At 54.2% G+C, this 487-nt stretch carries 1 protein-coding gene; it reads right to left on the bottom strand.

The features are described 5' to 3' along the window. Nucleotides 1-487, bottom strand: a 487-nt coding sequence (locus J5M67_RS28085; protein WP_207888630.1) for a carbohydrate ABC transporter permease, incomplete at both ends; no start/stop codon positions are given.

Here is a 487-nt window from a genome sequence, read left to right as displayed (position 1 = left end):
GGCGATGGCGTGCGGTTCTAATTTTGCGCCAAAATAGCGCCATACAGGCGGCATATCGGCCGGTTTCTCTAGTGCGATGCTGAGATTTGAACCAGTCAATCGAATAAGTTTTGTGTCGAACATACGTCTAGCCCTTGGTGGCCCCCATCGTGAGGCCTGCAATGAAGTATCGTTGCCGGAGGAAAAAATAAGCACGGGCGGGAGAGCCGCGACAAGCGAACCTGCCGCGACGAGATGCCATTGTGCGACCCAAATGCCACTCAGTGTTTTTAGTCCCGCGGTGATCGGCATGGCGTGATCACGTTGCACGAGTACAGTGGCCCAGAAGTAGTCGTTCCATACAAAGGTAAACACAAGAACGGAAATCGCAGCCATTGCGGGCCGCACAAGCGGTAGCACGACTTTGTAGAAGATCTGAAATTCGCTGGCGCCATCCATACGCGCGGCCTCGATAAGCTCGCGCGGTAGTTCTCGAATGAAATTGCGC

The organism is Pseudomonas sp. 30_B, assembly GCF_017491605.1.
Classification (GTDB): Bacteria; Pseudomonadota; Gammaproteobacteria; order Pseudomonadales; family Pseudomonadaceae; genus Pseudomonas.
Note: the sequence above shows the minus strand (reverse complement) of the source record. Positions and strands in the feature narration are given on the sequence as shown.